The following is a 10,343-nucleotide window of genomic DNA, read 5'->3' as shown; positions in this document are numbered from 1 at the left end:
CTGCGGCCCGAAGGGCCTGCAACGGGGCAGGAATCGGCCCGAAAACGCGCCGGAATGCCCTGCGAATTGCGCCATGTGACAAATCGCGCATCAGTGCTCGCTGCGGCGGGCGTTGTGCAGACCTTCCTTAAGTCATGTGATTGACATTCCTTCGCCCACCCCTCCAGAATTCGTGACGCAGTTCACGTTCGTCAACCAACCTGGGGGTGCGTCATGGCGAAGCAGGACAAGGCCGCCTCTGTCGCCAGGACAGCAAGATCCGCTGCCAAGCGGCCTGCGGGCAAGGTCCACAAGCCGCGCGGACTGTCGCTGCACATTGGTATCAACGAGGTCAGTGCCGACGCGTACGCCGGCTGGACCGGCCCGCTGGCCGCCTGCGAGTTCGACGCCCACGACATGACCGCGCTGGCGCAAGCCCGCGGGTTCGAAGCCTCCACGCTCATCACCCGCAAGGCCACGCGCGCCGCCACGCTGGCAGCGCTGCGCAAGGCCGCCAAGGCGCTGCGAGCGGGCGATGCCTTCTTCCTCAGTTTCTCGGGCCACGGCGGCCAGATCGATGACACCACGGCCGACGAGGACGACAAGCTCGACGAGACGTGGTGCCTCTACGACGGCCAGCTCATCGACGACGAGCTGTACTACGAACTGAGCCGCTTCGCCGAAGGCGTGCGCGTGCTCGTGCTCTCCGACAGCTGCCACAGCGGTACCGTCACCCGTGCGCCCATGCCTGGCGAAGCGTCAGCCCACCTGCGCCCACGCATCATGCCGCGCGCTGTGGGGCGGCGCGTGTACCAGCAGCACAAGGCCTTCTACGACGACCTGCAGCGCGAGGTAGCCAAGGCCGCCGGCCATGCCAAGGTCGACCCCGACACCGCGCTGGCCAACGTGGTGGTGAGTCAACGTCTCACCGCCATCGTGAAGGACTTCAAGCCCGCGGTGGTCCTGATCTCCGGCTGCCAGGACAACCAGTTCTCCATGGACGGCGACAACAACGGTGCCTTCACCGAGCAGGTGCTGCGGGTGTGGAACGAGGGTCGCTTCAAGGGCAGTCTGGCCCAGTTTCACGCCGGGGTGCGCAACGCGCTGCCGCCCACGCAGTCGCCCAACCTGTTCACGCTCGGCCCGGCGGCCGGCTTCCTGCAGCAGGCGCCGTTCACGCTCTGACGCCGCCGCCATGCAACTGGCCGCGGGGCGTGGCCAGACATTCCCGACGCCCCGATGTGCGGAGGGCACATGCTCAAGATCGACAACCACCGCCTGAGCGGCCCCGGCGTCAGCCACCAGCCCACGCCCAATACCGGCGGCGTGCTCAAGCCGCGTTTCGTGGTGCTGCACTACACCGCCGGGCGCGATACCGACAGTTCCGTGAGATCGCTGTGCATGCGAAAGCCACAGGGCAACGCGTCGGCGCACATCGTGCTCGGGCGCGATGGCCGCATCGTGCAACTGGCCCCCTTCAACGTGGTCACCTGGCACGCGGGTGTGAGCAACTGGGCCGGGCTCAATGGCCTGAATCCGTATGCCATTGGCATCGAGATGGACAACGCCGGCCTGCTGCACCGCGAGGGAGACCGATGCGTGGCCTGGTTCGGCAAGCCTTACCCCGACGCAGAGGTGCTGTTGGCCGAGCACAAGCACGGTGGCGGCGTGCGCCCCTGGCACACCTACAGCGAGGTGCAGATCGGGCGCGCGCTCGAACTCTGCGAAGCGCTCGCCGCGCACTACGGCATCGAGGACATCTTGGGCCACGAGGACATTGCGCGCGGCCGCAAGGTGGACCCTGGCCCGGCTTTCCCGCTCAACGCGGTGCGCAGCCGCGCGCTGGGGCGCGGCGCCGACGTGTTGCCGCGCCTGGTGGTGGCTGCCGCCAGCCTGAACATCCGCGGCGGCCCGGGCGCAGAACACCCCAAAGTAGCACCGGCACTCAAACGCGGGACCGAACTCATCCTGCTCGAAGCGCAGGACCGCTGGAGCCGGGTCGCGGTGGTGGGCGTGACCGACCTCGAGGGCTGGGTCAGCAACGACTTCGTGGAACGCCAGGCCGTGCCGCGTTCGGGGCCCAGCGCCCTGCACCGCTCGCAACGCCAGGTTCCAGCCATGCGGGCACGCCCGCGCGCACGTACCGCGGCGAATGCCGCGCGCAAGGCGCCCGCCAAAGCCCGCACCATTCGCCAACGCTGAGGTTGCCATGACCAACACCGCCCCGGACAGCTTCGTCTTCGTCGTCCAGGGGCACCCTGCCGCGCCCCCCGCCACCCGCGGCGCTGGCGCGAGCGCCGCGCCCAGCCCCTTGGGCGCACGCGGCCAGGTGCTGCAACGCGTGCAAGTGGGCGCGGTGCGCGGCACCGGGCAGGCGGTGCGCATGAGCGCGCGCGCCGGGCAGGACGCGGTCGTGCTGCACGTGGCCAATGGGCCGGTGCTGGTGTTGCACCCCCGCACCGCCATGGACTTGATGCGCTCGCAAGGCGGTGCCACGCGCGGCGCGGCCAATGAAGTCACCATCCCTGCACAGCTGGCGTGGCCGGGTCTGGAGCAGCGCGGCGCCACGCGCGGGCGGCTGGGCAGCGTGCTTTTGTCGGCGGTGGAGGTGATCACCGGCATCGCGCTGGAGCCCGCAGCGCGTCTCACGGCGCGCAAGATCGCGCAAAAACTCGACGATCAGGTGGACCCGGGCGTCTACGCGCTCATGGCCGAGTCGCTGGCCGCGCCGCTCAAGGGCCAGCCCAGGCTCGAGCGCATCCCGCCGGCCAGCGACGGCGGCCCGATGCTGGTGTTGCTGCACGGCACGTTCTCTGAAACGCATGGGACCTTCGGCAAGCTCTGGCAGCATCACCCGCAGCGCGTGCGCGAGCTGTTTGCGCACTATGGCGCGCGCGTCTACGGGCTTGACCACCCCACCCTGGGCGCCAGCCCGATCGACAACGCGCTGCTGCTGGCCCGTGCCTTGCCGCGTGGCGCGCGCGTGCACCTGCTCACGCATTCGCGCGGCGGTCTGGTGGGCGAGGTGCTGGCGCGCGTGTGCGCGCGCCCCGATCTCGACGACGCTGCGCTCGCACCGTTCAAGGGCAGCGAGCACCGCAGCCAGTTGCGCGCGCTGCGCGAGCTCGCCAGCGAAGTCAAGGGCCGCGATATCCGCGTCGAACGCATGGTGCGTGTGGCCTGCCCGGCGCGCGGCACGCTGCTGGCCTCCAAACGGCTCGACGCCTACGTGTCGGTGCTCAAGTGGACGCTGGAACTCGCCAGCGTGCCGGTGGCGCCTCGCCTGCTCGACTTCCTGGGTGAAGTCGCGAGCCTGCGCACCGACCCGGCCATGCTCCCCGGCCTGGAGGCCATGACACCCGAGAGTCCGCTGGTGCAGTGGTTGCACACCCAGGACCGCAGCGGCCCGCTGCCCGGGCAGTTGCGCGTGGTGGCCGGCGACATCGAGGGCGATTCGGTGATGTCCTGGGTGAAGACGCTGCTGGCCGACGCCTTCTACTGGACGGACAACGACCTCGTGGTGCAGACGCGCTCCATGTACGGCGGCACGCCGCGCGCGAGCGGCAGCACGCACCCTGGCGCGAGCTTTGTGCTCGAGCGCGGCGGGCAGGTGACTCACTTCGCCTACTTCAGCCACCCGCGCACCGCCGAGGCGGTGTGCAACGGCCTGCTGCAGGAACAGCCCGCGGGCTTTCGCGCCATCGGCCCGCTTTCGTGGGCGGGGCGCAGCGGCACTGGCGTGCGCGCCGCGCCACGCGCCGGCACGGCGGCCAGTGGCGATCGGCCCGCGCTGATCCTGCTGCCCGGCATTCTGGGCAGCCACCTCGCGGTGGGCGGCGAGCGTGTGTGGCTCAGCCTGCGTCTCGTCGGTGGCCTGGACCGTCTCGCCTGGACCGGGCAGCCAGGTGGGGTCACGCCCGATGGCGCCATCGGGCCGGTGTACGACCGCCTCGCGGATTTCCTGTCCCAGTCGCACGAGGTCATCGAGTTCTCCTTCGACTGGCGCCGCCCCATCGAAGAGGAGGCACGCCGGCTGGCCGAGATGATGGAGCGCGAACTCGCCGAGCGCGCCGCGAGCGGGCAACCGGTTCGGCTGCTCGCGCACTCCATGGGTGGCGTGCTGGCGCGCACGGCCCAACTCGAGCGCCCCGACGTATGGCAACGCTGGGCCGAGCGCGCCGGCGCGCGGCTGCTCATGCTCGGCACGCCCAACGGCGGCGCGTTCGCGCCCATGCAGGTGCTCTCGGGCGACGACACCTTCGGCAACGCGCTGGCTGCCTTCGGCCTGCCCTTTCAGGACCACAAGGCGCGAGAGATCATGGCCGGCATGCCCGGCTTTCTGCAGTTGCAGGCCGGCCTGTTCGACGATGCACTCGGCCTGGGCAGCAGCCAGCGCTGGCGCGAACTCGCCGAGCAGGACATGAAGACGCTGGAGATCGCTGCCACCTGGCACAGCGAAGGGCCGCAACGCAGCATCTACCGCTGGGGCGTGCCCTCGCAGGGCGTGCTTGATCAGGCGCGTGCGCTGCGCGAGCGACTCGACCGCCAGGTGCGCGAGGCGTTGCCAGCGTTTCGCGACAAGCTCGTCATGGTGGTGGGCCAGGCGAAGTTCACACCGGCGCGCTACGACATCAACCCGAACGAGGGCCTGGTCTACCTTGACGTGCCCGATGGCGGGGACGGCCGCGTCACGCTGGAGAGCGCACTGCTGCCCGGTGTGCGCGCGTGGCGACTGGCCTGCAGCCATGGCGACCTGCCTGCCGCGCGCGAGGCCTTCGAGGCCTACCTTGACCTGCTGGAGCGCGGCGAGACCACCCGCCTGGCCCCGGTGCCGGCAGCCGTCGCGCGCGCGGGGGGCCCCGAAGCGGCGTCCGCCAGCGCGCTGGTGCGCCACCGCCCCTCGCGCCGCGCCAGCGCACCGGACACACCGCTCGTGGACATCGGCGAGCTGTTCGTGGACGACGCGCGCGATGACACGCCCACCGCACCGCCTGCCCGCGGCCTGCTGATCAACGTGCACAACGGCAACCTCAAGTTCGTGCGACACCCGCTGCTCGTGGGCCACTACGCGGCCTCCACCCTCACCGGCAGCGAGGCGGTGGTGGACCAGTACATCGGTGGCGCGATGACCGCGTCGCTGGCCGCCGGCTTGTACCCGGAGGCACCGGGCACGCACCAGATCTTCGTCAACCACCGCGAGGATCCAGCCAACCCGCTCGCGCTGCCGCGCCCGCCGCACGTGGTGGTGGCCGGCCTGGGCCCCGAAGGCAAGCTCGACAGCACGCAGCTTGCGCAGACCATCCGCCAGGCCACCATTGCCTGGGCGCTGCGCGTCGCCGAAAGCCCCGGTGAAGACGCCGCGCACTTCCAGCTCGCGGCCACGCTGGTGGGCAGCGGCGGCAGCGGCATCAGCCCCGGGACCTCGGCCCAGGCGATTGCACAAGGCGTGCGCGAGGCCAACGGCAAGCTTGCGCAGGGTGGCTGGCCGCAGGTGAGCCAGTTGCACCTGATCGAGCTCTACCTCGACCGCGCAACCGAGGCCTGGTCGGCACTGCGCCTGCTCACCCTGGCCTCGCCCGAGCACTACGCGCTCTCACCCACGGTTCAGGCCGGCCTGGGGCCGCTGCGCCGCCCGCTGGACAGCGGCTACCGCGGGACCGGCTACGACTACGTGAGCGCCGTCACCGAGAAGGACGAACACGGCGAGCCGCACATCGTCTACACGCTGGACACACAGCGCGCGCGCACCGAGGTGCGGGCGCAGGCGGCGCAGACCACGCTGGTGCGCGAACTCGTCAAACGTGCCTCCAACCACGCCAACCACGACCCGCAGGTCGGCCGCACGCTGTTCCAGTTGTTGGTGCCGGTGGAGATGGAGGCCAGCCTGGGCGGCACCAGCGAGCTGGTGCTCGAGCTCGACGATGGCACCGCCGCCATTCCCTGGGAACTGCTCGACGCGCCGCAGGATGGGCGCAGCGGACCGCGCAAGCCCTGGGCGATCCGCAACAAGCTCCTGCGCCGCCTGCGCACGGTGAGCTTTCGCAGCCAGGTGAGCGACGCCACGCAGGAGGACGATGTGCTGGTGATCGGCGAGCCAGCCTGCGACCCGCTGCGCTACCCGCCGCTGCCCTCGGCGCGTGAGGAAGCCGAGGCCGTGGCCGAGGCACTGCGTGGCCCGCAGGGCCTGGACCCCGCACGCGTGCACATGCTGATCGCCGACGCCGAAGGCCGCGGCGCCGACGCCGCCACCGTGATCAATGGCCTGCTGGCGCGACGCTACCGCGTGGTGCACATCGCGGGCCACGGCGAGCCCGAGTTGCTGCGCGAGGGCAAGCCCCCGCTGCTGCGCGGCGTGGTGCTCAGCGACGACGCCTTTCTCGGGCCGCACGAGGTGCAGGCCATGCGCACCGTGCCCGAGCTGGTGTTCCTCAATTGCTGCCACCTGGCGGCCGACCCGGACAAGCTGCTCAAGCACGGCTATGACCGCGCTGCCTTTGCCGCCGGTGTGGCCAAGCAGCTCATCCGCATCGGCGTGCGCTGCGTGGTGGCCGCTGGCTGGGCGGTGGAAGACGACGCCGCCAACCAATTCGCGGTGGCGTTCTACCGCGCGCTGCTGGGCGGGCAGCGCTTCATGGACGCGGTGCAGGCCGGTCGCGTGGCAGCCTACGAGGCCAGCCCGGGCGGCAACACGTGGGCCGCTTACCAGTGCTACGGCGATCCGGACTGGGTGTGGCAGCGCGCCGAGGTCGACACGCGCCGCGCGCCGCCCACGCCCGCGCAGCTCTACGCCGGCGTGGCTTCGCCGATGGCACTGGCATTGGCGCTGGAGACGCTGGCGGTGCAAAGCGCCACGCAAGGCGCACCGGCGGCCGCGCAGCGCGAGAAGATCCGTCACCTGCAGGCGCGTTTCGAAAGCGAATGGGGCGGCATGGGTGCCGTGGCCGAGGCCTTCGGCGTCGCCTGGACGCAGGCCGGCGACACCGATCGCGCGTTGCACTGGTTCGAGCGCGCCGTGGCCGCCAACGACGGCAGTGCCTCGGTGAAATCGGCCGAGCAGCGCGCCAACCTGCTGGCGCGGCGTGCGTGGGCACGTGTGGAAGCAGCCCCGACGGCGCAGCAGCGCGCTCGCGCCATCGCGGCGGCGCGCCAGGACATTGCCCAGGCGCGCCAGGCGTTGCAAGCCCTGGTGGCAGTGGCACCGACCCTGGAGCGCGAAAGCCTGCTGGGCTCGGCCTGCAAACGGCTTGCGCTGGTGGAGCGCGCCGCTGGCGAGGCGGCGTCCGAGGCCCGTGCGCTGGTCGACATGGCCACGCACTACGGCCGCGCCGAGGCCATCGCCTTGCAGCAGGGCCACGCCGAATCGTTCTATCCCGCTCTCAACCTGCTTGCCGCCGACTGGCTGCGCGGTGAAGCACTGGACACCCATCGCGTGCAGCGCACCCGCGAGAGCCTGCAACGCAAGCGGCTCGATGACCCGGACTTCTGGAGCGTGGCCGGCTTGCCCGAGCTCGCGGTGATCGAGGCCCTGCACTCGGGCACGCTGAGCGCCGCGCTGCCCGACATCGACGCCACACTGGCCGACCTGCACGCGCGCGCCGGCTCTGCGTGGCTGTGGGCCACGCTGCGCGATCAGCTGGGCTTCATTCTCGGCGGCACGCGCGTGCCCCGTGGCAGCGAGCGTGAAGCGGCCGGGCAGTTGCTCGCGCGCCTGCAGGGCTACGCGACGAGCCGTTGAATGGTCCAACGCCATGAACCGGGTCTTCATCAGCTACCGCAGCGCCGACGGCAAGAAGGACGCCGACCGGCTGTGTGCGGACCTGAGTCGGCTCTACGGCGCAGACCAGATCTTCTTCGACAAGCAGGACCTGCGAGGCGGCATGGCCTGGCGCCATGCCATCGAGCAGGCCCTGGGCACGCGTCCGGTGGTGCTGCTGCTGATCACCCCGGCGCTGCTGGATGAGCAGCATCCCGAGGGTGGGCGCCGCATCGACCGCGACGACGACCCCATCGTTGCCGAGATGCGCGCCGCGCGCGAAAGCGGCGCCATCATCGTGCCGTTGCTCACCGAAGGTACGTTGATGCCGCCCCAGCGCGACTGGCCCGCAGACTTGCGCTTCATCCCGGAAGCGCACGCGCTCAAGCTGCGCACGGACGACTGGGCCGACGACGTGGAGCGCATCGTCGAGGACCTCACACGGCACGGCATTGCCCCGCCACACAGCGGGCCAGCCCCGACACCGCTGAAAGCAGCCGCGGTGCCACTGCACCGCGGTGTGCTGCACCGGCTGCAGCGTGCCCTCATGTGGATCGGCGCCTTCGTGGTCGGTCTCATCGTGCTGGCCGTGGCGTTCGACGATGACAGCGACGGTCTCGCAGGGACCTGGCAGTCGATCGACGCGCAAGGCCGCTCCCTGTCGATGCACATCGTCAAACAGGGCGAGACGTTCGTGATCACCAGCGACCCGGCGCCGGTGAATCGCGACCCGGGCTGGCAAGCCTACGCACAACGCCTGCGCGCAGAGGGCATCCGGCTCGACGCGCTGGTCTACACCGCACGCGGCCCCTGGAACCCGCAATTGCTGCAAGGGCCGCTGGAAGTGCGCAGCGCCGCCGGCAGCGAGCCGCTGGACACCGGCAGCCTCACCCTCAGGCCGGGCAGCGACGGCCGCAGCCTGCAGGGCGAGTTGTGGAGCAACGGCGCGCAGTCGGCCGAGGCGCTGCTGCTGCGGCGCTGATCAGGCCGCGACGGCCTCTGCAGCGGGCAGGCGGATCAGGTGGTCGAAGGCGCTGAGCGCGGCGGTGGCGCCGGCGCCGGCCGCGATCACGATCTGCTTGTAGGGCACCGTGGTGCAGTCGCCAGCGGCGAACACGCCTTCCACATTGGTGTGGCCCTTGGCGTCGATCACGATCTCGCCGAAGCGGCTGAGCTCCACCGTGCCCTTGAGCCATTCGGTGTTGGGCACCAGGCCGATCTGCACGAACACGCCTTCGAGCGCGATGTGGTGCTGCTCGCCGCTCACGCGGTCCTTGTAGCTCAGACCATTGACGGTGCCGTTGGCACCGGTGATCTCGGTCGTCTGCGCGTTGGTGTGGATGGTGACGTTGGACAGGCTCTTGAGCTTGCTCACCAGCACCGCATCGGCCTTGAGCGCATCGGCGAACTCGATCAGCGTGACGTGTTCCACGATGCCCGCGAGGTCGATCGCGGCCTCGACACCCGAGTTGCCGCCGCCGATGACGGCGACGCGCTTGCCCTTGAACAGCGGGCCGTCGCAGTGCGGGCAGTAGGCCACGCCCTTGTTGCGGTACTCGGCCTCACCGGGCACGTTCACGTTGCGCCAGCGCGCACCGGTGGACAGGATCACGCTGCGCGCTTGCAGGGAGGCGCCGTTGGCCATCACCACCTGCACCAGGCCGCCGGGCTCGCTGGCAGGCACCAGCTTTTCGGCGCGCTGAAGGTTCATGATGTCCACGCCATAGTGGCGCACCTGCGCTTCGAGTGCGGTGGCGAACTTCGGGCCATCGGTCTCGAGCACGCTGATGTAGTTCTCGATCGCCAGCGTGTCGTTCACCTGGCCACCGAAGCGCTCGGCCGCCACACCCACGCGAATGCCCTTGCGCGCGGCATACACCGCGGCGGCAGCGCCGGCCGGGCCACCGCCGACGATGAGCACGTCGAACGGTTCCTTGGCGTCGAGCTTCGCGGCTTCACGGGCGTCCGCATTCACGTCGAGCTTGGCCACGATCTCTTCGAGCGTCATGCGGCCACCGCCGAACTCCTGGCCGTTGAGGTAGACCATGGGCACCGCCATCACCTGCCGCGCCTCGACCTCGGCCTGGAACAGCCCGCCGTCGATCACGGTGACCTTCACCGCCGGGTTGCGGATGGCCATGAGCGAGAGCGCCTGCACCACGTCCGGGCAGTTGTGGCAGGACAGGCTCATGTAGACCTCGAAGTCCATCTCGCCCTGCAAGGACCCGATGGCGTCGAGCGTCTCTTGTTCGGCCTTGGGCGGATGGCCACCGGTCCACAGCAGCGCCAGCACCAGCGAGGTGAATTCGTGGCCGAGCGGGATGGCGGCAAACCGCACACCGGTGGTCTCACCGTCGCGGGCGATCACGAACGAGGGCTTGCGCGCATCGCTGCCGCTGTCGTCGAACGACACCTGCTCGGACAGGCCGGCGATGGTGACGAGCAGCTCGCGCAGTTCCTGCGACGACGCGGAGTCGTCGAGCGAAGCGATGAGGCGGATCGGGCGCTGCAGCTTGCCGAGATAAGCCTGCAACTGGGCCTTGAGGGTGTCGTCGAGCATGGGGGACTCCTGATTCTTCAAATTGCAAGGTTTTGGGGAGAACGCTGGGCA

Annotated in this window: 5 protein-coding genes; 4 read left to right on the top strand and 1 reads right to left on the bottom strand. The window is 70.3% G+C overall.

All coding sequences use genetic code 11. The annotated features are described in order from the left end of the window. The first annotated feature begins 213 nt into the window (after positions 1–213). The 4 genes from M3149_RS09675 (at position 214) to M3149_RS09660 (ending at position 8,714) form a co-directional block, all read left to right on the top strand. Positions 214–1,164 carry a caspase family protein gene (locus M3149_RS09675; RefSeq protein ID WP_251709092.1) on the top strand — a complete coding sequence of 317 codons (951 nt, stop codon included), beginning with the start codon at positions 214–216 and terminating at the stop codon, positions 1,162–1,164. A gap of 69 nt (positions 1,165–1,233) precedes the next feature. Continuing rightward, on the top strand, positions 1,234–2,181 hold the full coding sequence (locus M3149_RS09670) for an N-acetylmuramoyl-L-alanine amidase (RefSeq protein WP_251709091.1): 948 nt from the start codon (positions 1,234–1,236) through the stop codon (positions 2,179–2,181). 7 nt (positions 2,182–2,188) lie between these two features. After that, positions 2,189–7,714 (top strand): CHAT domain-containing protein, encoded by a 5,526-nt coding sequence (locus M3149_RS09665; protein ID WP_251709090.1) that lies wholly within the window; start codon positions 2,189–2,191, stop codon positions 7,712–7,714. Between the two features lie 13 nt (positions 7,715–7,727). Then, a complete protein-coding gene (locus M3149_RS09660; RefSeq protein WP_251709089.1) occupies positions 7,728–8,714 on the top strand; it encodes a toll/interleukin-1 receptor domain-containing protein in 987 nt (328 codons plus the stop codon). On the opposite strand, the gene ahpF is transcribed toward M3149_RS09660, so the two are convergent. Then, positions 8,715–10,292: an alkyl hydroperoxide reductase subunit F gene (gene ahpF, locus M3149_RS09655; RefSeq protein WP_251709088.1), complete on the bottom strand. Its 1,578-nt coding sequence runs from the start codon at positions 10,290–10,292 to the stop codon at positions 8,715–8,717. Positions 10,293–10,343 lie beyond the last annotated feature (51 nt).

This window comes from Hydrogenophaga intermedia (assembly GCF_023715105.1).
Taxonomy (GTDB): Bacteria; Pseudomonadota; Gammaproteobacteria; order Burkholderiales; family Burkholderiaceae_C; genus Hydrogenophaga; species Hydrogenophaga intermedia_A.
Note: the sequence above shows the minus strand (reverse complement) of the source record. Positions and strands in the feature narration are given on the sequence as shown.

Bases quoted from the DNA above. Each gene is read 5' to 3' on its own strand.
- M3149_RS09670 (WP_251709091.1), top strand. From the start codon at position 1,234: ATGCTCAAGATCGACAACCACCGCCTGAGCGGCCCCGGCGTCAGCCAC.
- M3149_RS09665 (WP_251709090.1), top strand. From the start codon at position 2,189: ATGACCAACACCGCCCCGGACAGCTTCGTCTTCGTCGTCCAGGGGCAC.
- M3149_RS09660 (WP_251709089.1), top strand. From the start codon at position 7,728: ATGAACCGGGTCTTCATCAGCTACCGCAGCGCCGACGGCAAGAAGGAC.
- ahpF (WP_251709088.1), bottom strand. From the start codon at position 10,292: ATGCTCGACGACACCCTCAAGGCCCAGTTGCAGGCTTATCTCGGCAAG.
- M3149_RS09675 (WP_251709092.1), top strand. From the start codon at position 214: ATGGCGAAGCAGGACAAGGCCGCCTCTGTCGCCAGGACAGCAAGATCC.